Origin of the sequence: Geodermatophilus saharensis (assembly GCF_900188205.1) — a bacterium.
Classification (GTDB): Bacteria; Actinomycetota; Actinomycetes; order Mycobacteriales; family Geodermatophilaceae; genus Geodermatophilus; species Geodermatophilus saharensis.
The window spans coordinates 299,466-323,260 of sequence record NZ_FZOH01000004.1; the positions used below are offsets into that span (position 1 = coordinate 299,466).

Here is a 23,795-nt window from a genome sequence, read left to right on the forward strand (position 1 = left end):
GGGGTCGGACGCCGGTCAGGCCCCGCAGCCGCCGCCGGAGCAGGCGCAGCCGGCGCACCCGAGCGGGCGGGGCGGCGCCGGGCGGCGGGCCACCTCGCGCAGTCCGGCGGCGGCCACCAGCAGCGGCACGGCCGCCAGCCCGGTCACGAGCGCGGCGACCACGGCGGCGACGTCGGCGGCGCGGCCGGTCCCCTGGGAGGCGGCGGTGGCGGCCACCAGGCCGCCGACCAGCACCGCCCACACCAGCAGCGCGGTGCCGGCGCGGCGGGCGGCACCACCCCGCGCGAGGGCGATCCCGGCACCGGCGAGCAGGACGAGCGGCACGCCGAGCAGCAGCACCCAGCCGGTGGCGGCGGCCGACACCGCGGCCGCCGCGGCCGCCGCGACCCCGCCGGCCACGGCCGCGGCACCCGCAGGCACCGACCCCGCCCGCAGCAGGGCGGCGCCCCGGCCGGCGGCGAGCAGCCCGAGGCCGCCGAGCAGCAGCCGGGCACCGAGGTCGCCGGTGACGACGGCGGCCACCGCGAGTCCGACCAGCACGACCCCGAGCGCCGCCCGCACCGGCCAGGCCCGGCGGGCCGTCTCCTGCTCGGTGGCGGCGCGCGCCGCCGTCCGTGCCGGGGTCCGTGCCGTGGTGCGTGCTGTCGTCGGTGTCGCCACGGGCCCAGTGTCCCGCACCCGCGACCGGCGCCGCCGCCACGCCCGGCGGCGGGCCGCGGCGCGTGCGACCCTCGGCGGCACCGCCGGCGCGCGCCGGCGGCACGGGGACGGGGGCGGCGTGGCCGACGACACGGCGCGGGCGGTGCAGCGTGCCGCCCACAGCCCCGCGCTGCGGCACGCCGCCCGCGCCGGGCTGCTCGGCTACGCGCTGATCCACCTGCTCGTCGCCTGGCTGGCGCTGCAGCTCGGCTGGGGCACCCCCGGCCTGAGCAGCCCCGCGGAGTCCACCGACTCCGCCGGCGCGCTGGCGCTGCTGGCCGCCACCCCGCTGGGCAACGTCCTGCTGTGGGTCCTGGCCGCCGCGCTCGCCGGGCTGTGTCTCTGGCAGGCGGTCGAGGTCCTCCGGCACCACTCCCGGCTGCCCCCGGCCGGTCCCGGCCGGCGGCAGGCACTCGTGCAGGTGGTCAAGACCGTGGGCACCGCGGTCCTCTACGGCTACCTGGCGGTGTCCGCGGTCCGGCGGGCGCTCGGGGACGAGCAGCGCCCCGCCGAGGACCGCCAGGTGGTCCGCGGCGTGCTGTCCTGGCCGGGCGGGCAGCCGCTGGTGGTCGCGGTCGCGGCCGTCGTCGCCGGCATCGGGGTCTACCACGTGCAGAAGGGCCTGCGTTCGGGCTTCGCCGGGGAGATCGACCTGAGCGGCGTCCGCCCGTCCCTGCGCACGCTCACCCACCGGCTGGCGCAGACCGGGTTCGTGCTCAAGGGGGTGGCGCTGGTCCTCGTCGGCGGCGTCGTCGGCTGGGCCGCGGCGACCTTCGACCCCGAGCGGGCGACCGGTCTGGACGGGGCGCTGCACGCCGTCGCGGCCGAGCCGTACGGCCGGTGGCTGCTGCTCGTCGTCGCCGTCGGGCTGGCCACCTTCGCCGTCTACCTGCTGGCCCGGGCGCGGCACCCGGTCGGTTGACGACGGCGCGGCGTTCGACCCGCGCGGTGATCGCAACCGTGCCACGCTGATCACCACACGGGGGGTGCGCACGGGAGGGCGGCGATGAGCGGAACCGGGTCGGTCACGGGTGCTGCCGGGCGAGCGGGCGACAGCGACACGCTGCAGAACCTCGCCCGCGTCGGCCTGGTCGCCTACGGCGTGGTGCACCTGCTGATCGCGTGGCTGGCGCTGCAGCTGGCCTGGGGCGGCGGCAGCGGCCAGTCCGCCGACCAGTCCGGCGCGCTGGCCACGCTGGCGGAGTCCCCGGTGGGCAAGCCGCTGCTGTGGATCCTCGCGATCGGACTGGTGGCGCTGGCGCTGTGGCAGGCCGCCGAGGTGCTGCGCTGGCGGTCGGGCTGGTCGGCGACCGGAGAGGCGCGGAAGAAGGCGCTGGGCAGGTCGGGCAAGGCGGTGGCGAAGGCGGTCGTCTACCTGGTGCTGGCGGTGCTGGCGTTCCGGTTCGCCACCGGCGGTGGCCAGTCGAGCTCCGGACAGCAGCAGCAGACCGCCGCCGGCGTCTTCGGCTGGCCGGCCGGGCGCTGGCTGGTCGGCCTGGTGGGGCTGGTGGTGATCGGCGTGGGGGTCTACCACGTGGTCAAGGGCGTGACGAAGAAGTTCCTGGAGCAGGTCGACCTCGCCTCCGCGCCGCAGAGCGCCCGGCGGGCGGTGACCCGGCTCGGCCAGGTCGGCTACCCCGCCAAGGGCGTCGCGTTCGGCGTCGTCGGTGCGCTGCTGGTGTACGCGGCGGTCACCTTCGACCCCGCCAAGGCCTCCGGGCTCGACGGCGCCATGCGGACCATCCTCGACGCGCCGTTCGGGAAGATCCTGCTCACCCTGGTGGCCCTCGGCATCGCGGCGTTCGGCGCCTACTGCTTCGTGCGGGCGCGCTACCCCGAGCGCACCTGAGCGTGCCGCGCCCGCGCGGCGTCCTCGGCCGGGTGCAGCGGGCGGTCCGGGCCGCGCGGGGCGTCACCGACCACCCGGTGCTGCGTGCCCTCGCCCGCGTCGGGCTGGTCGCCTACGGCGTGGTGCACCTGCTCATCGGCTGGCTGACCTGGCGGGTGTCCCGCGGGTCGGAGGGCACCGACGCCGACCAGACCGGTGCGCTGCAGACGGTGGCCGCCGGCCCCGGCGGTGCGGTGCTGCTCTGGGCGATCGGGCTCGGCCTGCTGGCGCTGGCGCTGTGGCAGGGCGGGGAGGTGCTGCTGTGGTGGCACGGCCTGCTCGACCCCGCGCACCGGACCCGCACCGCGGTGGTCTGCGCCAAGTGCCTGGCCAAGGCCGCCGTCTACGCCGTCCTCGGGGTCACCGCGCTGCTGTTCGCCGTGGGCGCGGAGTACGAGGCCGACGAGCGGCTGCGCGAGGTCACCGGGGAGACGCTGGAGGTGCCCGGCGGCGCGGTGGCGGTGGGCGCCGCCGCGGTGGGCGTCGTTGCGGTCGGCGCCTACTCGCTGTGGCGGGGGGCCACCGGCGGCTTCATGCGCGACGTCGACCTGCCCGCCGCGCCCGACCGGTGGGAGCCGGTGATCGAGGCGGTCGGGCGGGTGGGGTACGCCGCGAAGGGCGTGGCGTTCGGCGTCGTCGGCGTGCTGCTGTTTCGCGCCGCGACGACCGCCGACGTCTCGACCGCCACCGGCCTCGACGGCGCGATGACCACGATCGGCCGCTCCGGCGCGGGGCCGGCGCTGCTGACCGTGGTCGCGGTCGGGTTCGCGGCGTTCGGCGTCTACGCGCTGGCCCGTGCCCGCTACCCCGACCGCGACCCGTCGTCCTGACCGGGCCCTGACCGGGCACTTCCGCGGAAGTGCGCAGGAGGTCCGTGCACTTCCGCGGAAGTGCACGGCGTGGGCTAGGTGCGGGGGCCGCCGGCGACGTAGACGACCTGCCCGGAGACGAAGCCGGCGCCCTCGCTGACGAAGAACGAGACGGTGTGCGCGATGTCCTCGGGCACACCGGCGCGGGCCACCGGGATCGCCGCGGCCCGCTCGGCGACGTACTCCTCCCAGTTCCGGCCGATGCGCTCGGCGGTCGCCTTCGTCATCTCGGTCTGGATGAAGCCCGGGGCGATGGCGTTGGCGGTGACGCCGAAGCGGCCCAGCTCGATGGCGAGGGTCTTGGTGAACCCCTGCAGCCCGGCCTTGGCAGTGGCGTAGTTGGCCTGGCCGCGGTTGCCCAGCGCCGAGGTGCTCGACAGGTTCACGATCCGGCCCCACCCGGCGTCGACCATGTGCTTCTGGCAGGCGCGGGTCATGAGGAACGAGCCGCGCAGGTGCACGGTCATGACCAGGTCCCAGTCGGCGTCGGTCATCTTGAACAGCAGGTTGTCGCGGGTGACCCCGGCGTTGTTCACCAGCACCACGGGCGGGCCGAGCTCGGCGGCGACCCGGTCGACGGCGGCCTGCACCTGCCCGGCGTCGCCGACGTCGGCCCCCACCGCGAGCGCGCGCCCACCGGCGGCCTCGATCGCCTGCACGGTGCCGGCCGTCGACGCCTCGTCGAGGTCGAGCACCGCGACGGCGAAGCCGTCGGCGGCCAGCCGCACGGCGGTGGCCGCGCCGATGCCGCGGGCGGCTCCGGTGACGACGGCGACGCGGGCGGGGGACTCGCTCATGGCCGTTCTCCTCGGGTGGGGGGCTGCCTGGTGACGTGCCGGAACGGCCATCCTTCAGGGTCCCGCGCCGAGCGCGCGAGGCGTGGGGGGAAGGGTGGTCCTCCGTCTGCCCACCGGGGCGGTCCGCGTCAGGCGACCCGCTCGAGGACGGCGGCCAGGCCCTGCCCGCCGCCGATGCACATCGTCTCCAGGCCGTAGCGGGCGCCGCGGCGGTCCATCTCGCGGGTCAGCGTGGCGAGGATCCGCGCTCCGGTGGCGCCGACCGGGTGGCCCAGCGAGATGCCCGACCCGTTGACGTTGGTGCGCTCGAAGTCGGCCTCGGTGAAGCCCCACTCGCGGGTCACCGCCAGCACCTGGCTGGCGAAGGCCTCGTTGAGCTCGATGAGGTCGATGTCGGAGAGCTTGAGGCCGGCGAGGTCGAGCGCCTTCGCCGTCGCCGGCACCGGGCCGATGCCCATGGTCCTCGGCGGGACGCCGGCCACCGCCCAGGAGACGACGCGGGCCAGCGGGCGCAGCCCGAGCTCGGCGGCCTTCTCCGGCGAGGTGACCACGCACGCCGCGGCGCCGTCGTTCTGGCCGCTGGCGTTGCCGGCGGTGACGGTGGCCTCGGGGTCGTCCTTGCCCATGATCGGCCGCAGCTTCGCGAGGGTCTCGACGGTCGAGTCGGGACGGATGTGCTCGTCGCGGTCGACGACGGTGTCGCCCTTCCGGCCGCTGATGGTCACCGGGACGACCTCGTCGGCGAACCGGCCCGCCTCGGTGGCCGCGGCGGCGCGCCGGTGGCTGCGGACGGAGTACTCGTCCTGCTCCTCGCGGCTGATCGAGTACTCGCGGCGCAGGTTCTCGGCGGTCTCGAGCATGCCGCCGGGCACCGGGTGGTGCTTCCCGCCGGCGGTGACGCGGCCGCGGGCCAGGCCGTCCTGCAGCAGGACGCCGGGGCCGGCCTTGACGCCCCAGCGCATCGCGGTCGAGTAGAACGGCGCGTTGCTCATCGACTCGGCGCCCCCGGCCAGGACCACCTCGGCCGAGCCGCTCTGCACCTGCATCGCGGCGTAGAGGACCGCCTGCAGGCCCGAGCCGCAGCGGCGGTCGACCTGGATGCCGGCGGCGGTGACCGGCAGGCCCGCGTCGAGGGCGGCGACCCGGCCGAGCGCCGGCGCCTCCATCGTCGGGTAGCAGTGGCCGAGGACGACGTCGTCGACCGACTCCGGCGGCAGCCCGGTGCGCTCGACCAGGGCGCGCAGGACGGTCGAGGCGAGGTCCTGCACCGGCACGTCCCGCAGGGATCCCCCGAAGCCCCCCACCGGGGTCCGCAGCGGCTCACAGATGACCGCGTCACGCACGGCGTCCTCCTCGGCTCGTGGGTGCCGGCCCGCGTCCGGGCGGCTCGACGAGCAGTCTGCTCCCCCGCCGTGAGCAGCACCCGACGTGCCCAGGGGCTGGTGTGCTGGGACGACGGCCCCTGCCGGAGGGGCCTCCGTTACGCGGCGCCGGCGCCCGGTACGACCAGCTCGACGCCGAGCAGGTCCCACAGGCCGGTGACCTGCAGGGCGCGGCTGACCGCGCGGGTGCCGACGAGGACGCGCATCGGCGAGCCGGCCTGGTCGGCGGTGCGGTGCGCCACCGCGAGCACCGACAGGCCCGCGGAGTCGAGGAAGGTGACGGCCTCCAGGTCCACCACGACCGCCCGCGGCGCGCCTGCGAAGGCGTCGTCGAGCGCCCGGCGCAGGGCCGGGGCGGTGGAGCAGTCCACCTCGCCGGCGCAGACGACGCGCACGGCGCCGTCGGCGGGGACGGTCTCGACGGTCAGCAGGTCGCTCGTGGGACGGGGGGAGACAGTGGTCACGGTGCGCCTCTCGGCTGAGGGCGGGCCCGTGCGTAGGACAGCAGGTGGTGAGCCGTACCAAGCGCGGAGTCCGGCAGGACGTGCACGGCTGGTCGTTGAACCGCACCCCGGACGGTAGGCGTGGGGCAGGTGGGGCGCAAGGCCCCGACGGTGTGTCCGCGCACGTGGGAGCGCCGTTTCCGCCCGGTCGCGTGCCACATCTCACGGCCGCGGACGGAGGTCCGCGGAGCGGGGATACTCGAGCGCGTGAACAGGCGGCTGGTGCTGGCGGGCGTGATCTGGGCAGCGGCGTCGGTCCTGGCCTTCGTGGCCGGCGGCAACGCGCTCCTCGCGCTCGGCCTGGCCGTGTTCGGGCTGGTCCTCCTCGTCGTCCTGGCGATGGCGGGGGACTGGGACGACCACCCCGACTTCGAGGAGCGGGAGATGGCGCGGGCGCGCCGCCGCCGGGAGAAGTGGGAGCGCAACGCCGGGGCGCGGGCCCGGGACCGCGCGCGCTGGGAGGCCCACCAGGCGCGCAAGGCCGGCCGGGACTGAGGGACGGCCGAAAACCCGTCGACGGCGGAGGCACGCCGCCCTACCGTCGTCGACGTGCGCCTCTGAGTTCTCCTCGTTCCGTCGCCCGCGTCCTCCGCTGACGCCCGCGGGTCGAGCCCCCGGCTCCCCGCTCCCCTCCCGCCTGTCCCCGGGCGTCCTCTCCTGGCTGCCGGCTGTCCGCGGCCGGTCCGACCTCCCTCCGGAGGCCCTCATGTCACGTCCCGTGCGTTCCACCTCCCCTGCGGCCGCCGAGGCCCGCGCCACCCTGTCCGCCGACGACGCCGCCGCCTTCGACCGGCTGACCGCGGGGGTGCTCGCCGCGCCGTCGGCGGCCCTGGGCGCCGTCCTGCGCGCCTGCCTGCCGGGGATGTCCGGCGTGCGGTGGCTGCGCACCGCCGGGTTGCCGCCCGCCGCCCGGGCCGGGGCGCTCACCACCGAGCAGTGGCTGTCGCTGTACCGCTGCTGGTCGGCGGAGACCGCCGGCGCCCGCTCCGCCCGCGCCCGCGGCGGGGCCCCGCAGCGGGCCGGCCGCCCGTCGGCGCACGGCCACGCGCCCGGCGCGCTGGCCGCTCCCCGCTGGCAGTAGGAGGACCTCCGCGCGGGGTCCCGGCAGGGATGCCGTTTCCCCACCTGACCTGGCCGGGCTCAGCCGACCGCGTCCTCCGCGGCGAGGTCGGCGGCCCGGCCGGGCTCGGCGAACGCCTCGGCCAGCGCCTGCCGCAGCGGCCAGGCGCCGGCCCGCCAGGCCAGCGCCCGGCCGAGCGCGGCCGGGGTCCCGTCCACGTGGTCGACCGCGCCGTCGGGCCACCAGGCCACCGGCCGGTCCCCGGCCAGCAGCCGCCCGTGCACGGCGACCTCCGCCGGGAGGGCCGGCAGGCCGAGCCGGGCGGCGGCGAGGTCCGCGCCGGGCACCGCGGCCCACGGCCCGCGCCGCACCGGGGTGCTGGTGACCGTGGCCTGGACCCGCTCGCTGAGCAGTGGCAGGTCGAGCAGGTCGGCGACCGGCCCGGGGGTGCCGCCGGCGGGTACCAGCGGGCCGTCGGCCAGCGGCTGCAGCCAGGGCGCGTCGAGCACGGCGACCGGGTCGCGGGCCGGGTCGGCGACCCGGTCGGGCGCCACCCGCACCCGCGCCGGCGGGTCGACGTCGAGACCGTCGAGGGCGACCGCCAGCCGCGCGTACACGGTGCGCAGCACGGCCGGCAGCACCGTGCAGGCGGAGTCGCCGAGGCGGTCGAGCAGGTCCAGCGCGGCGTCGGGGTCGGCGAGCACGTCGTCGACCGTGGCGGCCGGCCGCAGCCGCGCGAGCACCTCCGGCGGCGCCTGCGCCGGCTCGTAGAGCCCCGCCAACTCCCCGCCGTCCGGTGCCCGCAGCCGGTCGGGACGCCGCCCGCCCAGCACCGGGTGGGTCGACAGCCACCAGCGCAGGTGGCAGGGCGCCGGTACCCCGTCGAGGACGACGTCGGCCCAGACCTCGTCGGGCAGCGCGGCCAGCAACGGCAGCGCGCCGGCCCAGTCGGCGACCAGGTCCAGGTCGCGGACGGCGGTCAGCGGCGGCCACGACGGCGGCGGCCCGGGCGGCAGGCGGTCCAGGACGGCGTCGGCCCAGGCGTCGGCGCCGTCGACGTCCAGGTCGTCGGGGTCCTCGGCGCGCACCGGCGCGAAGGTGGTGAGCACGCCGACCGCCTGCAGCACCGCGGGGTCGTGGGCGGCCGCGACGTCGGGGGCGAGCAGGCCGAGGGCGCCGTCCTCCAGCACCGCGGCCAGCGGCGCCCCGGGCAGCAGCAGCTCCCCCGCCGGCGCCCACGCGCCCTCGGCGTCGGGCAGGGCGAGCTCGGCCAGCCAGGGCAGCTCCCCGGGTGCGAGGCGGGCGGTGGCCACCAGGGCGAGCACCGCGGTGGCGAGGTCGGCGGGGTCGGCGTCGTCCCACCCGTCGTCGACCGCGTCGACCGACCGCTCGACGACGGCCCGCACCGCGGGGTCGGCCAGCACCGCGGCGGCGGTGGCCGGGCGCGCGCCGAGCCGCTCCAGCAGCCGCCGGGCGGCCGGCGGCGCCACCGCCTCGGGGGCGGCGATGCGCAGGGCGAGCGGGCCGAGCCGGTCGACCGGCAGGCCCTCGTCGGGCAGCAGCACACCGCCCGGGCCCGGCGCGGTGCGGCCGTCGGCCAGCGGCACCGGGAGCGCGCCGAGCTCCTCCCGGTCGGCGTGCTCCAGCGCGGTGTAGAGCCGCGCCCACCACGACGGCGGCCGGGCGATGCCGGTGACCGCCTCCACCACCTGCGCGGTGCCCACCCGCCGGACGCCGAGCGCGGCCAGCGCGGGAGCGCCCTCGCGCCGCGACCACTCGGCCGGCAGCAGCCCCGGCAGCACGCCGGTGAGGACGCCGACCAGCTCGTCGGTGCCCGCGTCGAGGACGGTGGCGCGCGCGGGCGTCAGGCGCTCCCCCTCCTCCGGATCGGTGGCGGGCAGCCACGCCGTCGCGCGCAGCCGGTCGAGGACGGCCGAGCCGAGGGCGGCGTCGAGCTCGGCGGCGGCCAGGCCGACGCGGGGCACGAGGGCGAGCACCGCGGGGTCCGGGGACAGCGCGGCCAGCAGGTCGGCGTAGACCTCCGCGGCGACGGCGGTGAGCGCGTCGGTGACCGGGCCGGGGGCGACGTGCCGGCGGTCGGAGCCGAGCGGGAACGGCGCGATGAGCCGCACCGGCAGCGACAGCGGCTCGTCGCTGGGTGTGGGGGCGTGCAGCACCTGCCGGTCCGGCAGCGGGCGGGGGCGGCCGTCGTCGTCGAGGGGCACCGCCCAGGTGAGCGTCCAGCCGCGGCGGGCGCGCTCCTCGACCGGGCGGTCGGCGAGCAGCTCCTCGGGCAGCTGCCCGCTGCGCTCGGCCAGCCGCCAGGGAGTGGTCGTGTCGCCGTCGCGCAGCCGCACCAGCGGCGGGGTGCGGGTGCAGGAGAGGGTGCGCGCGGCGCCGTCGACGACGACCTCGACCTCGGTCAGCCCGGGGAGGGCGAGCAGCAGCCCGGCGTCGAGCGCCGCCAGGGCCGCGCGGACGGCGGCCCGCGACCCCGCGCGCAGGGGCAGCACGACCTCGGTGGCGTACCCGGCCGGCGGCGGGCCGTCGGCCGGCCACGGCAGCCGGAGCACCGGGACGACGCCCTCGCGGCGGGCGACCTCGCCGGCCAGCGCGTCGACCCCGGCCACCTCGGCGCGGGTGCGGGCGGCGCTGAAGCGCACCCCGCCGTGCAGCGAGTGCACCGCCGGCTCGTCGCTGACGGCCAGGACGGCTGCGAAACCGACCCCGAAGCGGCCGACCGTGCCGTCCTGGTCGCGCTTGGCGGAGGCACGCAGGCTGGCCAGCCCGGCGACGCCGGCGGCGTCCAGCGGCGCCCCGGTGTTGGCGGCGTGCAGCACCTCTCCCCCGCCGCCCACCTCGGTGAGCTCCAGCCGCAGCCGGCCCGGGACCCCGGCCCGGAGGGCGGCGTCGGCGGCGTTCTGCGCGAGCTCGACGAGCAGCCGGTCGCGGTAGCCGCCGCGGACCAGGTCCTCCTCGGCGTTGGCGTCCTCCCGGAACCGCGCCGGGGAGTCGCTCCAGGCCGCCAGGACCCGCCGGCGCAGCTCCGCGGTGTCGAAGGGGTCGGCCACGGCGGTCAGCATGGCAGCGTGCGGGACCCGCGGTCGGCTCCGGAGGAGGAGCTACGCGCGGGTAACCTGCGCCACATGTCGCTCGCCGAGCAGCTGGATCCCGCCGCCGACGCCACCGAGACCTTCGAGTCGACCGACCCGGCCACCGGCGCCGTCGTCGGCGTCTTCCCGGTGCACGACGCGGCCGCCGTGCGGGAGGCCGTGGAGCGGGGCCGCGGAGCCGCGCAGCGGTGGGCCGCGCTGGGCTTCGACGGCCGCCGGCAGCGGCTGGCCGCCTTCCGCGGCCACCTCGCCCGGGAGCTGCACGGGCTGGCCGACCTGGTGCACCGGGAGAACGGCAAGCCGCACGCCGACGCCGTCCTCGAGATCACCCTGGCGATCGACCACCTGGCCTGGGCCGGCGCGCACGCGCGCAGGGCGCTGGGCCCGCGCCGCGTGCGCGCCGGGGTGCTGGCGGCCAACCACGCCGCCTACCTGGAGTACCAGCCCCTGGGCGTCGTCGGCGTCATCGGCCCGTGGAACTACCCGGTGTTCACGCCCATGGGCTCGATCGCCTACGCGCTGGCCGCCGGCAACGCCGTCGTCTTCAAGCCCTCGGAGTACACCCCCGCCGTCGGCACGTGGCTGGCCGCCGCGTGGCGGACCGCCGTCCCCGACGCGGCCGACGTCCTCCAGGTGGTCACCGGCTTCGGCGGGACCGGCGCGGCGCTGTGCCGGGCCGGCGTGGGCAAGCTCGCCTTCACCGGCTCGGCGCCCACCGGGCGCAAGGTGATGGCGGCGTGCGCCGAGACGCTCACCCCGGTGCTCATGGAGCTCGGCGGCAAGGACGCGATGATCGTCGACGACGACGCCGACGTGGCCGCCGCCGCCGACGCCGCCGTCTGGGGCGCGATGAGCAACGCGGGGCAGACCTGCATCGGCATCGAGCGGGTGTACGTGACCGCCCCGGTCTACGACCGGTTCGTCGCGGAGGTCGGCGAGCGGGTGCGCGACCTGCGCCCCGGCTCCGACGACGGCGCCGCCTACGGCCCCATGACGATGCCCTCGCAGGCCGACGTCGTCCGGCGCCACCTCGACGACGCCACCTCGGCCGGCGCGCGGACGCTGACCGGCGGCACCGTGCAGGGCGTCTTCGTCCCCCCGACCGTGCTGCTCGACGTCCCCGAGGAGTCGGCCGCGGTGCGGGAGGAGACCTTCGGGCCCACGCTCACCATCACCCGCGTGGCCGACGCCGAGGAGGCCCTCGAGCGCACCAACGCCACCTCCTACGGCCTGGCCGGGGCGGTGTTCTCCCGCTCGAGGGCGCGCGCGATGGACCTCGCCCGCCGGATGCGCAGCGGCATGACCAGCGTGAACTCGGTGCTGACCTTCGCCGGCGTGCCGTCGCTGCCCTTCGGCGGCGTCGGCGAGAGCGGCTTCGGCCGCATCCACGGCGAGGACGGGCTCAAGGAGTTCACCCGCGCCAAGGCCATCACCCGCCAGCGCTTCCCGCTGCCGGTCGACCTCATGTCCTTCAGCCGCCCGCCGGCCGCCGCCGACGCGCTGGCCCGCGTCATGAGGCTGGTGCACGGCCGCCACCGCTGAGCTTCGGAGCGCCTTCAGCGCGCTGTTGGCACCTCGGGGCTCGTCCCCTGGTGCCTTTGTCGCGCTAATGGCACCTCGTGGCTCGTCCCCTGGTGCCTTTGTCGCGCTAATGGCACCTCGTGGGACCGGCGGCGGATGCGCTGCGGGCTCGAGCCCGGTGCCCGCTCTATCTCCCCGCGCGCCTCGAGGTCGACCTCGGTGTCGGTGCAGCAGTTGCGCACCCGCCCCTTCGGCAAGAGCGGGTGCGTGGCGTAGCGCTCCTGGGCGGTGGCGACGACGTCGCGCAGCAGCACCCAGCCGTCCGGGCCGGCGAGGTCGTCGAGGGTGTCGAGGACGTGCGCCCGCACGAGCTCGTACTGGGCCAGGTCCGTCGTCCAGCCGTCCAGCCCGCCGGGACGGGTCGCGTCGAAGACCTGCACCCGGCCGCGGCTCCGCGCCGCGGCTCCGCGCCCCGGCGTCGGCGTCGGCGTCCCAGGCCGACTGCGGCACCGGCGCGCTGTGCGGGTCGGTGCTCACCGGACCGCCGGGCGCTCCTCGGAGCGGTGCACGGGCAGAGGGAAGCACGTCCCCGGACCGGACGCTGCCGTCTGACGCGGCGCCCCTTCCCCGGCGCCTCCGTCGCGAGGACCGCTCAGGCCGCCGCCAGGGCGGCACGGATGCGCGCGACCAGCGCCTCGACGTCGCGCATGTCGGCCGCGCTCACCCGGATCACCCGCCACCCGGCGGCGCGGAGCCGGTCGAGCCGCTCGGCGTCACGCGCGACCTGGTCCGGCTCGAAGTGGTGCGCGCCCTCGTACTCGATGGCCAGCCGCACGTCCGGGAAGGCGAGGTCGACGCGGGCGACGAACCTGCCGTGGTCGAACACCTCGAACTGGGGCACGGGCTCGAGGCCGGCCAGGACCAGGCAGACCCTCAGCCGTGACTCCGGCGGCGACTCCGCACGCGGGTCGACCAGCGGCACCGCCCGGCGGACCCGGCTCACGCCCCACCGGCCGGCACCGTGTAGTGCCATCGTGTCGAGGTCGGCTCTCGACACCGTCCCCGCACGCACCATCGCGTCCAGTGCGGCCACCGCCGTCGTCAGCGGTTCGAGGGTCATGACGTCCCACGCCGTCCGGAGGGGGACGGTGATCGGCACGTCGTCGGCCACCACGACGTCCGCGGGCGACAGGACGGTGTGGTGCACGGTCGCCTCCCGAGGGCCGCGCCAGCGGACCTCCTCCGGGCACACGAGCGTCACCTGGTCGTCGGCCGCTGCGAAGGGAGCGCCGTACCAGGCGGCCGCCGAGTGCCCGCCGACGGCGACACCCGGCGGCGCGAGCAGTGCGACGCCCCGGCAGCGCAACCGGTGGTCGACCGGCAGTCCCGGGTCGGCGTAGACGCCCTGGGCGAGCCTCCGGTAGCTGCGTCGCCGCAGCTGGCCACGCGTGAGGAAGCCCTCGGCCACGGCTGCGCTGCCGACGAAGACGCCGGGGAGAAGACGGCGGTGAGCGGACACCCGGGCAGCGTGGTCGACCCGCGGGCCGTCGACCGGCGTCGTCCACAGGCCCCGATGCCAGTCGTCCACAGGTCGGGTGCCAATAGCGCTACAAAGGCGCCCTTCCCGAGGGCCCCGGGTGCCAATAGCGCTACAAAGGCACCCTCAGCGGTGCCGACAGCGCTACACAGGCACTCCTCAGCCGTGGGTGGTGGCGGCCGACGCGGTGGTCGGTTCGCTGGGCACCGCGGGCGGGACGGCCGGTGCCGGGCGGCGGCGGATCGAGATCGACAGCACCGCGGCGACCAGGCACAGCGCGCCGGCGCCGAACCAGGCCAGGTCGTAGGAGCCGGTGACGTCGCGGACGACGCCGCCGCCGAACGCGGCCACCGCCGAGCCGACCTGGTGCGCGGCGAAGACCCAGCCGAACACGACCGGCGCCCGCGCGCCGAAGTGCTCCCGGCACAGCGCCAGCGTCGGGGGCACCGTGGCCACCCAGTCCAGGCCGTAGAAGACGATGAACGCGATCATGCTGACCTGCAGGTCGGGCCCGAACAGCGGCGGCAGCAGGAACAGCGACAGCCCGCGCAGCGCGTAGTAGGCCAGCAGCAGCACCCGCGGGTCGACGCGGTCGGTCAGCCAGCCCGAGAACACGGTGCCGGCGATGTCGAACACGCCGACGACGGCGAGCAGCGTGGCCGCCGTCGTCACCGGCATGCCGTGGTCGTGGGCGGCGGGGATGAAGTGCGGCTGCACCAGGCCGTTGGTCGAGGCGCCGCAGATGAAGAAGCCCGCGGCCAGCAGCCAGAACGGCCGCGTCCGCGCCGCCTCCAGCAGCCCCCGGACGGCGGTACGCGCGGCGCCGGTGCGCACCGGGTCGACGTCGTCGGCGGCGGTCCCGCCGTAGGGGACGGCGCCGACGTCGCGCGGGCGGTCGCGCAGCAGCCAGGCCACCAGCGGGACGACGGCGAGCGCGGCCGCCGTCGTGCCCAGTGAGGCCGCCCGCCAGCCGCCGGAGGTCTCGGCGACCGCGGCGACGACGGGCAGGAAGACCAGCTGCCCGGTCGCGCCGCCGGCGGTGAGGATGCCGCTGACCAGACCGCGGCGGGCGACGAACCAGCGGCCGGTGACCGTCGCGACCAGCGACAGCGCCATCGACCCGGTGCCCAGCCCGACGGCGAACCCCCACAGCAGCACCAGATGCCAGCTCGCTGTCATGAAGACGGTCAGGCCGCTGCCGAGCGCGGTGAGCAGCAGCGCGCCGAGCACGACCCGCCGGATCCCGAAGCGCTCCATCAGCGCGGCGGCGAACGGCGCGGTCAGCCCGTACAGCGCCATGTTGACCGCGACCGCCGCCGAGATCGTCGACACCGACCAGCCGAACTCGGCGCGCAGCGGGTCGATCAGCACGCCGGGCACCGCGCGGAAGGCCGCGGCGCCGACCAGCGCGAGGAAGGTCACCGCCGCCACCCACCAGGCGGGGTGCACGCGGGAGGCGGTCCGGGCGGGCGCGGCGGTGGTCACGAGCGCAGAGCATGACCGCCCCGGGCCGACCCTGACCAGTGGCCCGCAGGACAACAGGTGCAAGGATCCGGCCATGTCCTCACCCGTCCCGCACGAGGTGGTCGTGCTCGCCGTCGACCGCGTCGTCGGCTTCGAGCTCGGCCTGCCCTACCGGCTGCTCGGCCTCGCCGAGGACGACGCCGGCCGGCCGCTCTACCGGGTCCGCGTGGCCACTCTCGACGGGCGCCCGGTGCGCACCGCCGACGGGTTCTCGGTGCTGCCCGAGCACGACGGGTCGGTGCTGGCCGAGGCGGGCACCGTCGTCGTGCCCGGGATCATGGGCGGCCCCGTCGTCCGCGAGGGGCGGATCCCCGAGGATCTCGCCGCGGCCGTCCGCACGGCCGCGCGGCACGCCCGGATGGTGTCGATCTGCACCGGCGCCTCCGTGCTGGCCGCGGCCGGACTGCTCGACGGCCGTCCCGCCGCCACGCACTGGCGCGACGCCGAGGCGTTCCGCCGGCACTTCCCCGCCGTCCGGCTCGACGCCGACGTGCTCTTCGTCGACGACGGTGACGTGCTGACCTCCGCCGGTGTGGCCGCGGGCATCGACCTGCTGCTGCACCTGGTGCGCCGCGACCACGGCAGTGAGGTGGCCAACCGGGTGGCTCGGCGCAACGTCGTCGCCCCGTGGCGGGAGGGCGGGCAGTCGCAGTTCGTGGAGCGGCCGCTGCCCGAGAGCGGCGACACGGGGACGGCGGCCACCCGCGCCTGGGCGCTGGAGCACCTGGGCGAGCCGCTCACCCTCGCCGACCTCGCCGGCCACGCGCGGATGAGCGTGCGGACCTTCACCCGGCGCTTCCGCGAGGAGACCGGCCTGTCGCCGCTGCGCTGGCTGGCCGCGCAGCGGATCGGGCTGGCGCGGCGGCTGCTGGAGTCCACCGACGCCTCGGTCGACCGCGTCGCGGCGCAGGCCGGCTTCGGCACCCCGGCGTCGTTGCGCCAGCACCTGCGGGCCTCGATCGGGATCGCCCCCGGCGCCTACCGCCGCACCTACCGCGGGGCCGGCCGCACCGCCTGACAGGGGCCGGCATCGCGACGTCGGCACCTCCCGGGGTGCCAAGAGCACGACGAAGGCACCTCCCGGGGGTGCCAAGAGCACGACAAAGGCACCTCCCGGGGTGCCGACACCGCGACGGAGGCGCCCCCCGGTCGGGTGAGGTGTGACGGGCGACTCGCCCGCGCGGCGGCAGGATCGGCGGCCGCGTCTGGTTGAGTGGGGAGACCGGCGCCGCCCTCGCTCATCCGGAGCTGCAGGACTCGACGTCGGGCTGGTGCAGCGCCACCGAGGCGCGCCCGGCTGTCCGACGTCGCCGCCGGCGCGCTCCGCCCCGTCTCCCGGGGCCGGCCTGCGCCCGCGCACGGCGACCGAGGACGGCGACCCGAGAACGCCCGAGGAACCGATGACCTCCCCGCAGTCCCCCGCTCCCGCCGGTCCCGCCCGGTCCCGCCGCCGTCGCGGCGGCCGCGGCCGCGGCACCGGCAGCAGCACCACCGCCCCCGCCGCCCAGCCGCAGCCGCAGCCGCAGTCCCAGCCGCAGCCGCAGCCGCGGGAGATCCCGGCCGGTGACGTCGCCACCGTGCTGCCCACCGACACGACCTTCGCCGAGCTCGGGGTGCCCGCCCCGCTGGTCGAGGTGCTCACCGCCAGCGGCATCACCGCGCCGTTCCCCATCCAGGTCGCGACGCTGCCCGACTCCCTCGCCGGCCGCGACGTGCTCGGCCGCGGCCGCACCGGCTCGGGCAAGACCATCGCCTTCGCCCTGCCGCTGGTCTCCCGGCTGGCCGCCGCCACCACCCGCCGCCAGGCCCGCCGGCCGCGCGCGCTGGTGCTCGTCCCCACCCGCGAGCTGGCCAACCAGGTGCTGGCCACCGTCGAGCCGCTGGCCCGCGCCCTGGGCCTGCGCGCCACCACGGTGTTCGGCGGCGTCGGGCAGAACCCGCAGGTGCAGGCGCTGGCCGCCGGCGTCGACGTCGTCATCGCCTGCCCCGGCCGGCTCGAGGACCTCATCGGGCAGGGCCACGCCGACCTGTCCGCCGTCGAGGTCACCGTCCTCGACGAGGCCGACCACATGGCCGACCTGGGTTTCCTGCCCGGTGTCAAGCGGCTGCTGGACCGCACGCCGAAGGGCGGTCAGCGGCTGCTGTTCTCGGCCACGCTGGACAACGGCGTCGACGTGCTCGTCAAGCGCTACCTCGACCGCCCGGTGACCCACTCGGTCGACCCGGCCGTCGCGCCGGTGGCCACCATGACCCACCACGTGTTCCAGGTGTCGGCCGCCGACAAGGCCGAGGTCGTCCGCGAGCTCGCCTCGGGCCTGGGCCGCAGCGTGCTGTTCACCCGGACCAAGCACCAGGCCAAGAAGCTCGCCAAGCAGCTCACCGCGGCCGGCGTCCCCGCCGTCGACCTGCACGGCAACCTCAGCCAGAACGCCCGCGAGCGCAACCTCGAGGCGTTCAGCACCGGTGGCACGCGCGTGCTGTGCGCCACCGACATCGCCGCGCGCGGCATCCACGTCGACGACGTGGCGCTGGTCGTGCACGTCGACCCGCCGACCGAGCACAAGGCCTACCTGCACCGCTCGGGCCGCACCGCCCGCGCCGGTGCCGGCGGCACGGTGGTCACCCTGTCCACCCCCGACCAGCACGGCGAGGTGCGCACGCTGACCCGCCAGGCCGGCATCACGCCGGTCGTGACCGCGGTGCGCCCGGGCGCCGAGCAGATCACCGCGCTCGCCGGTCCGGCCGCGCCGTACGTCGAGCCCGCGCCCGCGCCGGAGCCCCAGCCGCAGGGCCAGGGCGGCGGCCGGCGTCGCCGCGGCGGCTCCGGCACCGTCGCGGCCGCGAAGACCCCCGCGGCGGCGACCGCCACGGCCGGCGGCCGCGGCTCCGCGCGCACCCCCGGCCCCGCGCGCACCCGCGCCGAGCTGGCCGCGCGGGCCGGCACCCACTCGGCGGCGTCGTTCAGCGGCCGGTCGCGGCGCGGCGGCCGCTGACCGCAGCGGCTGCCGCGGGGTTCACACCGGGGGCGGTCGGGAAGAGCAGTCCCGACCGTCCCCGACCCCTGTGAGGTGCCCCGTGGCCCTGCCCATCACCCTGTCCGAGATCGGTCCCCGGATCTCCGCCGGTGCGTTCATTCTCAACAGCGGGCTGGGCAAGCGCGCCGCCGACGAGGAGACCGCGGCCGGCCTGCACGGCTTCGCCTCCGGCACCTACCCCTTCCTCAAGGACGTCGAGCCGCGGCAGTTCGTGCAGGCCCTGTCGACGGCGGAGATCGCCGTGGGCGCGGCCCTGCTGACGCCGTTCGTGCCGACCGCGCTGGCCGGCGCCGTGCTCACCGGTTTCGCCGGGGGCCTGCTGGGCCTCTACCTGCGCACGCCGGGCATGCGCAAGGAGGGCAGCCTCGCCCCCACCGAGCAGGGCCTGACGATCGCCAAGGACGTCTGGCTGCTCGGCATCGGCGTCGGCCTGCTCACCCGCGGCACCGTCGACCGCGGCTCCAAGCGCGTGCAGAAGGCCGCCCGGACCCTGGCGAAGGCCAACAAGCGGGTCTCCCGGGCCGAGCAGAAGATGGAGCGCAAGGCCGACCGCCGGGGCGCCCGCGCCGCCGCGTAGCTCAGTCCGCCGGCAGGAAGACCGTGCCGACGAGCCGGCGCCGGCGGCCCGGGCCGGGCGCGTTGTCCAGCCGCGCCCGGAGCACCGCCCGGACGTCGTCGAGGAGGCCGGCGAACTCGTCGTCGTCGAGCCACAGTCCGGTCATCCGGTAGCCGACGCCGTCCCGCGCGGGATCGGGACCGCCCGGCTCCTCGGCCGCGCGCCCGAGCCAGCGGTCGAAGTCGGCCAGCAGGGCGGCGACGAACGTCCCGAAGGCCCGGCGGTGCTCGTCGGGGCTCATCGCCGCCGCCTCGGCCGGCCCGACCGAGGCGGCGGCGACCACCAGCCGGTAGGTGCGCTCGGTGCTGCCCCGCACCCGCCGCTCGGCCACCACCTCGAGCACGCCGGCGTCGGCGAGCACCGCTACGTGCCGGTACAGGGTTGCGGCCGGCACGTCGGGGAGCTCGGTGTGCAGCTCGCCGGTGGTCAGGGTGCGGTCGCCCAGGAGCGCCTGGACGACCCGGAGACGCACCGGGTGCAGCAGCAGGTCCGCGGTCGCCACGCGGCCACCTCTCTCATGGTTGACAACGATCTCACCGATGAGAACAATAGCGGCATGGCGACGATCCGGACCACTCCGCAGACCCTGCAGATCTCCCTCACCCGGACCGAGAAGGTCCTCGGCCTGCTGCGCGACCTCGAGGTGCCGCTGACCGCGGTGCGCTCGGTCGAGGTCGTCCCCGACGGCCTGGCCGCCGCGCGGGGGATCCGTGCCCCCGGGCTGGGCCTGCCCGGCCGGCGGCTGATCGGCACCTGGCGGCGCCGCGGCACCAAGGCGTTCGTCAGCGTCCGCCGCGGCCCGGCCGTCCGGCTGCACCTGACCGGGCAGCGCTTCGACACCGTGCTCGTGTTCGCCGACGACGCCGCCGCGGTCGCCGCCGACGTGGCCGCGCACCGGACGGTCCCCCGGTGACCGTGCGCGAGATCCCCCTGACGGTGCCCGGCGAGCCCCCGCTCGCCGGCACGCTCACCCTGCCGGACTCCCCCGGCCCGGTGCCGGCCGTCCTGCTGGCGCCGGGGTCGGGGCCGCTCGACCGCGACTCCGACCACCGCCGCGCGCGGTTCGGCGTCACCCGGGAGCTGGCGCACGCCCTCGCCGAGGGAGGCATCGCGTCGCTGCGCTACGACAAGCGCGGCGTCGGCGCGACGCCGGGCGACTGGCGGCGGGCGGGCTTCTCCGACAACGCCGACGACCTGGTCCGCGCCTGCGCCGCCCTCACCGCCCGGCCCGAGGTCGACGGCGACCGGGTGGTGCTCGCCGGCCACAGCGAGGGCGCGCTGCTCGCCGCCACGGCGGTCGCGCGAGGGCTGCCGGCCGTCGGCGTCGTCCTGCTGGCCTGCTCGGCCACCCCGGGCGCGGAGCTGCTGCGCTGGCAGGCCCGGCAGATCGGGCCGACGCTGCCGGCGCCGGTCCGGGCGCTGCTGCGGCTGACGCGGACCGACCTGGAGCGGAAGGTCGCCGCCAACCACGAGCGCATCCGGGCCACGACCACCGACGTCGCCCGGATCGGGGGTGCGCGCCTCAACGCGCGCTGGCACCGGGAGTTCCTCGACCACGACCCGCGCGCCGACCTCGCCCGGATCACCGCGCCGGTGCTCGCCGTGACCGGCGAGAAGGACCTGCAGGTGCCCGTCGCGGACCTCGACGTGATCGCGGCGACCGTTCCCGGGCCGGTCACCGTCCTGCGGGTGCCCGACCTGACCCACACGCTGCGCCGCCAGCCGGGCCGGGCGTCCATGGGCGCCTACCGCGGCGAGCTGCGCCACCCCGTCGACGCCGAGGTGCTCGCCGCCGTCGTCGGCTGGTGCCGGGAGGTCACCGGCCTGCAGCGCACCGCGGCCTGACGGCGGGGGCGGGCACCCACCCGGGTGCCCGCCCCCGTCGCCTGCGGTGGGGTCCTCCGGCTAGTTGCCGCTGGAGAACGCCGCGTCGAACGCGGCGGCCGGCGGGTCGAAGGCCAGCCGCCGGACGAAGGCCAGCGCCTCGGGGGCGCCGACGAGACGGTCCATGCCGGCGTCCTCCCACTCCACCGAGATCGGCCCGTCGTAGCCGATGGTGTTGAGCATCCGGAAGCAGGCCTCCCACGGGACGTCGCCGTGCCCGGTGGAGACGAAGTCCCAGCCGCGCCGCGGGTCGGCCCACGGCAGGTGCGAGCCGAGCCGGCCGTTGCGGCCGTTGCCCACCTGGCGCTTCGCGTCCTTGCAGTCGACGTGGTAGATCCGGTCCTTGAAGTCCCAGATGAAGCTGACCGGGTCGAGGTCCTGCCACACGAAGTGGCTCGGGTCCCAGTTCAGCCCGAAGGCCTCCCGGTGCCCGATCGCCTCCATGGTGGCGACCGTCGTCCAGTAGTCGTAGGCGATCTCCGACGGGTGCACCTCGTGGGCGAACCGGACGCCGACCTCGTCGAAGACGTCGAGGATGGGGTTCCAGCGCGCGGCGAAGTCGGCGTAGCCGTCCTCGATCATCGAGGCCGGGGCCGGCGGGAACATCGCGACGGCCTTCCAGATCTTGGACCCGGTGAACCCGACGACCGTCTTCACGCCCAGCTTCGCCGCGGCCCGCGCGGTCAGCATCATCTCCTCGGCCGCCCGCTGCCGCACGCCCTCGGGGTCGCCGTCGCCCCACACCCGCGGGTTGACGATGTCGCGGTGCCGGGCGTCGATCGGGTCGTCGCAGACGGCCTGGCCGTTGAGGTGGTTGGAGATCGCCCACACCTTCAGGCCGTACTTGTCCAGCAGCTCGAGCCGCTGCTGCACGTAGGAGTCGTCGGTGGCGGCCTTCTCGACGTCGAGGTGGTCGCCCCAGCAGGCGATCTCCAGGCCGTCGTAGCCCCACTCGGAGGCGAGCCGGGCCACCTCCTCGAACGGCAGGTCGGCCCACTGGCCGGTGAACAGGGTGACGGGGCGGGGCATCAGGCGGTCCTCTCGGGGTCCTGGGCGGCGATCGGGGTCCACACGGAATCGGCGGCGGCGCTGCGCTCGACGGCGTCGAGCACCCGCTGGACCTGCAGGCCGTCGGCGAACGACGGCGTCGGGTCCTCGTCCTTGGCGATCGCGGTGAGCAGGTCGACGACCTGGTGGGTGAAGCCGTGCTCGTAGCCCAGCCCGTGCCCGGCCGGCCACCACGAGCCGATGTAGGGGTGGCCGGGCTCGGTGACGAGGATGCGCCGGAACCCGGCGCGCTCGGCGGGCTCGCTGCCGTCGAAGAACTGCAGCACGTTCATGTCCTCGAAGTCGAAGGCGAGACTGCCCTCGGACCCGTTGACCTCGATGCGGATGGCGTTCTTGCGGCCCAGAGCGAAGCGGGTCGCCTCGAAGGTGGCCAGCGCACCGCCGGAGAACCGGCCGAGGAACACCGCGGCGTCGTCGACGGTGACCCGGCCCAGGCCCTCCCCCGCGACACCCGACAGGGACCCGGCCGCGGCTGGCAGCGGCCGCTCCTCCACGAAGGTCTCCAGCAGCGCGCTGACGCCGGTGAGGGTCTCGCCGGTGATGTGCTGGGTGAGGTCGACGATGTGCGCGCCGATGTCGCCGAGCGCGCCGGAGCCGGCCTTGTCCTTCTCCAGCCGCCACGACATGGGTGCGGTGGGGTCGGCGATCCAGTCCTGCAGGTACTGCGCGCGCACGTGCCGCACCTGGCCGATGCGGCCCTCGGCGACCAGCTGCCGGGCCAGCCCGATCGCCGGCACCCGGCGGTAGGTGAAGCCGACCATGGAGCGCACGCCGCGCGCGGCGGCCCGGACGGCGGCCTCGGTCATCGCCTCGGCCTCGGCGACGGAGTTGGCCAGCGGCTTCTCGCACAGCACGTGCTTGCCGGCCTCCAGCGCCGCGATCGCGATCTCGGCGTGGGTGTCGCCGGGGGTGCAGACGTCGACCAGGCCGACGTCGTCGCGCTCGACCAGCCGCCGCCAGTCGGTCTCCACCGAGGCCCAGCCCAGCCGGGCGGCGGCGTCGGCGGTCCGCTGGGGGTCGCGGCCGGCGAGCACGGTGAGCTCGGGGCGCAGCGGGAGGTCGAAGAAGTGGGGGGCGGTGCGCCAGGCCTGCGAGTGCGCCGCGCCCATGAAGGCGTGTCCGATGAGACCGACCCCGAGGGTCGGCCGGTCTGCTGAGGTCATGGGGGCTCCCGGGGAGGGGCGGGGCCGCCGGTGACCGGCGGCCCCGCCCGGGTGGATCAGGACTCGAACGCGTTGTCGATGTACTGGTCGACGTTGTCGGTGGTGACGACCGGCGCGTTGAGCACGATCTGGCGCGGGACCTCGACCTCGGTCAGGTCCGACAGCGCCTTGTCCTGCGCGACCAGGCGGGCCAGCCGGATGCCGTCGGCGGCCTGGGTGTGCGGGTAGATGACCGTCGCCTGCAGCACCGAGTTCCCCTCCTGGATGGCCCGCATCGCGTTCGCCGAGCCGGCGCCGCCGACCATGATGAACTCGTCGCGGCCGGCGCTCTCGATGGCGGCCAGGACGCCGACGCCCTGGTCGTCGTCGTGGTTCCAGAGGGCGTCGATCTGCGGCGCGGCCTGGAGCAGGTTCGACGCCGCCTCCTCGCCGCCCTCGACGGTGAAGTCGGCGGCGACGCGGTTGTCGACGTCGAGGCCGCACTCGGACAGCGCGTCGGCGAAGCCCTGGCTGCGGTCCTGGGTCAGGGGCAGCGAGTCGATGCCGGCGATCTCGGCGACGACCGCGTCGGGCTGGTCGCCGAGCTGCTCGCAGATGTACGTGCCGGCCGAGACGCCCATGCCGTAGTTGTCGCCGAGGATCGTGGTGCGCGCGGCGAAGGGGCTGTCGAACTCGCGGTCGACGTTGATGACCGGGATGCCGGCCTCCATCGCCTGGATCGCGACCGGGGTCATCGCGGCACCGTCGAAGGGCAGCAGCACGATCGCGTCGACGCCGTCGTTGATGAACGTCTCCACCTGGCTGATCTGGGTGCTGACGTCGTTGGTGCCCTCCGCGACCACCAGCTCGACGTCCTCGTAGTTCTCCGCCTCGGCCCGGGCGGCCTCGGTGATGCCGGCCATCCACCCGTGGTCGGCCGCGGGGGCGGAGAAGCCGATGGTGACGGTGTTGCCGGCCTCGTCGTTGTCGCTGGCGGCCTGGTTGCCACCGCCTGCGCTGCCGGAGTCCTCGGGGGTGTTGCTGGTGCAGCCGGCCACGAGCACGCCCGCGCTGAGCAGGGCGACCGTGGCGTACGGCAGACGGCGGAACGGACGCTGCCTCGTTGCAGACATGCTCTCTCTCCTCGGGTGTCGCCT

Annotated in this window: 23 protein-coding genes; 11 read left to right on the forward strand and 12 right to left on the reverse strand. The window is 76.7% G+C overall.

Features of this window, described 5'->3' with window-relative positions:
* Nucleotides 1-15 precede the first annotated feature (15 nt).
* The gene (locus tag CHC04_RS23575) at nt 16-660 is read right to left on the reverse strand and encodes a hypothetical protein (RefSeq protein WP_176449984.1); all 645 of its coding nucleotides are present in this window, start codon (nt 658-660) and stop codon (nt 16-18) included.
* Nucleotides 661-778: 118 nt separating this feature from the next.
* Here CHC04_RS23575 and CHC04_RS12735 point away from each other — a divergent pair, with 118 nt between their 5' ends.
* The 3 genes from CHC04_RS12735 to CHC04_RS12745 all read left to right on the forward strand — a co-directional run bounded on the left by CHC04_RS12735 (nt 779) and on the right by CHC04_RS12745 (nt 3,417).
* Entirely contained in the window at nt 779-1,621 is an 843-nt protein-coding gene (locus CHC04_RS12735; RefSeq protein ID WP_176449985.1) for a DUF1206 domain-containing protein, read from the forward strand.
* A gap of 84 nt (nt 1,622-1,705) precedes the next feature.
* Nucleotides 1,706-2,548 (forward strand): DUF1206 domain-containing protein, encoded by an 843-nt coding sequence (locus CHC04_RS12740; RefSeq protein ID WP_089404298.1) that lies wholly within the window; start codon nt 1,706-1,708, stop codon nt 2,546-2,548.
* 2 nt (nt 2,549-2,550) lie between these two features.
* On the forward strand, nt 2,551-3,417 hold the full coding sequence (locus CHC04_RS12745) for a DUF1206 domain-containing protein (protein WP_089404299.1): 867 nt from the start codon (nt 2,551-2,553) through the stop codon (nt 3,415-3,417).
* A 74-nt stretch (nt 3,418-3,491) separates the two neighbouring features.
* Here CHC04_RS12745 and CHC04_RS12750 read toward each other — a convergent pair whose 3' ends face one another.
* The 3 genes from CHC04_RS12750 to CHC04_RS12760 all read right to left on the reverse strand — a co-directional run bounded on the left by CHC04_RS12750 (nt 3,492) and on the right by CHC04_RS12760 (nt 6,099).
* A complete protein-coding gene (locus CHC04_RS12750; protein WP_089404300.1) occupies nt 3,492-4,253 on the reverse strand; it encodes an SDR family oxidoreductase in 762 nt (253 codons plus the stop codon).
* A 128-nt stretch (nt 4,254-4,381) separates the two neighbouring features.
* The gene (locus CHC04_RS12755; RefSeq protein WP_089404301.1) at nt 4,382-5,596 is read right to left on the reverse strand and encodes an acetyl-CoA C-acetyltransferase; all 1,215 of its coding nucleotides are present in this window, start codon (nt 5,594-5,596) and stop codon (nt 4,382-4,384) included.
* 137 nt (nt 5,597-5,733) lie between these two features.
* On the reverse strand, nt 5,734-6,099 hold the full coding sequence (locus CHC04_RS12760; protein ID WP_245817156.1) for an STAS domain-containing protein: 366 nt from the start codon (nt 6,097-6,099) through the stop codon (nt 5,734-5,736).
* Nucleotides 6,100-6,345: 246 nt separating this feature from the next.
* On the opposite strand from CHC04_RS12760, the gene CHC04_RS12765 reads away from it, so the two are divergent.
* Entirely contained in the window at nt 6,346-6,633 is a 288-nt protein-coding gene (locus tag CHC04_RS12765; RefSeq protein WP_089404302.1) for a hypothetical protein, read from the forward strand.
* Nucleotides 6,634-6,844: 211 nt separating this feature from the next.
* On the forward strand, nt 6,845-7,219 hold the full coding sequence (locus CHC04_RS12770; RefSeq protein ID WP_141233791.1) for a hypothetical protein: 375 nt from the start codon (nt 6,845-6,847) through the stop codon (nt 7,217-7,219).
* 59 nt (nt 7,220-7,278) lie between these two features.
* Here CHC04_RS12770 and CHC04_RS12775 read toward each other — a convergent pair whose 3' ends face one another.
* Nucleotides 7,279-10,269: a sacsin N-terminal ATP-binding-like domain-containing protein gene (locus tag CHC04_RS12775; RefSeq protein WP_245817157.1), complete on the reverse strand. Its 2,991-nt coding sequence runs from the start codon at nt 10,267-10,269 to the stop codon at nt 7,279-7,281.
* A 75-nt stretch (nt 10,270-10,344) separates the two neighbouring features.
* Between CHC04_RS12775 and CHC04_RS12780 the strand changes: the two genes are divergently transcribed.
* Nucleotides 10,345-11,853, forward strand: a complete 1,509-nt coding sequence (locus CHC04_RS12780; protein ID WP_089404305.1) for an aldehyde dehydrogenase family protein — start codon at nt 10,345-10,347, stop codon at nt 11,851-11,853.
* 14 nt (nt 11,854-11,867) lie between these two features.
* On the opposite strand, the gene CHC04_RS12785 is transcribed toward CHC04_RS12780, so the two are convergent.
* The 3 genes from CHC04_RS12785 to CHC04_RS12795 form a co-directional block, all read right to left on the reverse strand.
* Nucleotides 11,868-12,272, reverse strand: coding sequence for a DUF6958 family protein (locus CHC04_RS12785; protein WP_089404306.1), 405 nt, complete (start codon nt 12,270-12,272; stop codon nt 11,868-11,870).
* Nucleotides 12,273-12,484: 212 nt separating this feature from the next.
* Nucleotides 12,485-13,351: an endonuclease domain-containing protein gene (locus tag CHC04_RS12790; protein WP_141233792.1), complete on the reverse strand. Its 867-nt coding sequence runs from the start codon at nt 13,349-13,351 to the stop codon at nt 12,485-12,487.
* Nucleotides 13,352-13,528: 177 nt separating this feature from the next.
* Entirely contained in the window at nt 13,529-14,854 is a 1,326-nt protein-coding gene (locus tag CHC04_RS12795) for an MFS transporter (RefSeq protein ID WP_245817158.1), read from the reverse strand.
* A 73-nt stretch (nt 14,855-14,927) separates the two neighbouring features.
* Here CHC04_RS12795 and CHC04_RS12800 point away from each other — a divergent pair, with 73 nt between their 5' ends.
* The 3 genes from CHC04_RS12800 (at nt 14,928) to CHC04_RS12810 (ending at nt 18,505) form a co-directional block, all read left to right on the forward strand.
* Entirely contained in the window at nt 14,928-15,911 is a 984-nt protein-coding gene (locus CHC04_RS12800) for a GlxA family transcriptional regulator (protein ID WP_089404309.1), read from the forward strand.
* A gap of 382 nt (nt 15,912-16,293) precedes the next feature.
* A complete protein-coding gene (locus CHC04_RS12805) occupies nt 16,294-17,886 on the forward strand; it encodes a DEAD/DEAH box helicase (RefSeq protein WP_217897338.1) in 1,593 nt (530 codons plus the stop codon).
* Between the two features lie 82 nt (nt 17,887-17,968).
* Complete coding sequence (locus CHC04_RS12810) at nt 17,969-18,505, forward strand: hypothetical protein (RefSeq protein WP_089404310.1); 537 nt, start codon at nt 17,969-17,971, stop codon at nt 18,503-18,505.
* A 1-nt stretch (nt 18,506) separates the two neighbouring features.
* On the opposite strand, the gene CHC04_RS12815 is transcribed toward CHC04_RS12810, so the two are convergent.
* Nucleotides 18,507-19,046 carry a helix-turn-helix domain-containing protein gene (locus CHC04_RS12815; RefSeq protein WP_089404311.1) on the reverse strand — a complete coding sequence of 180 codons (540 nt, stop codon included), beginning with the start codon at nt 19,044-19,046 and terminating at the stop codon, nt 18,507-18,509.
* Nucleotides 19,047-19,100: 54 nt separating this feature from the next.
* On the opposite strand from CHC04_RS12815, the gene CHC04_RS12820 reads away from it, so the two are divergent.
* Together CHC04_RS12820 and CHC04_RS12825 are read left to right on the forward strand one after the other, a co-directional pair.
* Nucleotides 19,101-19,457 (forward strand): hypothetical protein, encoded by a 357-nt coding sequence (locus CHC04_RS12820; protein ID WP_089404312.1) that lies wholly within the window; start codon nt 19,101-19,103, stop codon nt 19,455-19,457.
* Complete coding sequence (locus CHC04_RS12825; protein ID WP_217897339.1) at nt 19,454-20,389, forward strand: alpha/beta hydrolase family protein; 936 nt, start codon at nt 19,454-19,456, stop codon at nt 20,387-20,389. Before CHC04_RS12820 ends, CHC04_RS12825 begins: the two co-directional genes overlap by 4 nt.
* Before the next feature lie 60 nt (nt 20,390-20,449).
* Here the strand turns inward: CHC04_RS12825 and CHC04_RS12830 are convergent, their stop codons facing one another.
* The 3 genes from CHC04_RS12830 to CHC04_RS12840 are packed head-to-tail and all read right to left on the reverse strand — an operon-like array spanning nt 20,450 to nt 23,771.
* Entirely contained in the window at nt 20,450-21,457 is a 1,008-nt protein-coding gene (locus CHC04_RS12830; protein ID WP_089404313.1) for a sugar phosphate isomerase/epimerase family protein, read from the reverse strand.
* Nucleotides 21,457-22,659 (reverse strand): Gfo/Idh/MocA family protein, encoded by a 1,203-nt coding sequence (locus CHC04_RS12835; protein ID WP_089404314.1) that lies wholly within the window; start codon nt 22,657-22,659, stop codon nt 21,457-21,459. Before CHC04_RS12835 ends, CHC04_RS12830 begins: the two co-directional genes overlap by 1 nt.
* A gap of 56 nt (nt 22,660-22,715) precedes the next feature.
* Nucleotides 22,716-23,771 carry a substrate-binding domain-containing protein gene (locus tag CHC04_RS12840; RefSeq protein ID WP_089404315.1) on the reverse strand — a complete coding sequence of 352 codons (1,056 nt, stop codon included), beginning with the start codon at nt 23,769-23,771 and terminating at the stop codon, nt 22,716-22,718.
* Between the last annotated feature and the right edge of the window lie 24 nt (nt 23,772-23,795).